This is a genomic window from Pseudomonas sp. HY13-MNA-CIBAN-0226 (assembly GCF_040310305.1).
GTDB lineage: Bacteria > Pseudomonadota > Gammaproteobacteria > Pseudomonadales > Pseudomonadaceae > Aquipseudomonas > Aquipseudomonas gregormendelii.
The window spans coordinates 1-241 of sequence record NZ_JBEOPS010000563.1; the positions used below are offsets into that span (position 1 = coordinate 1).

Sequence of the window (241 nt, forward strand, 5' to 3'; positions counted from 1 at the left end):
ATGCAAGCCGGTGCCGTCATCGGTATCACCGATATACATCCCAGGACGCACGCGCACGGCTTCTAAACCGCGTAAAACACGGATATCTTTGGAGCTGTAATCAGAGGGTAACCCTTGAACGGCGGCAGGGACAATCGTGTCAACGACAGTATCCGACACCATAGCATCTGAAACTGTCGTATCGGCCGTCAATTGCTCGTAATCGGTAGGTAATGAATCACTCATGTGCATTCCTTAATCT

At 50.2% G+C, this 241-nt stretch carries 1 protein-coding gene; it reads right to left on the reverse strand.

Annotated features, from left to right (window positions below; all coding sequences use genetic code 11):
* On the reverse strand, window positions 1-162 hold a 162-nt coding region (locus tag AAEZ05_RS29925; protein ID WP_502947820.1), incomplete at its 3' end, for a hypothetical protein.
* Window positions 163-241 lie beyond the last annotated feature (79 nt).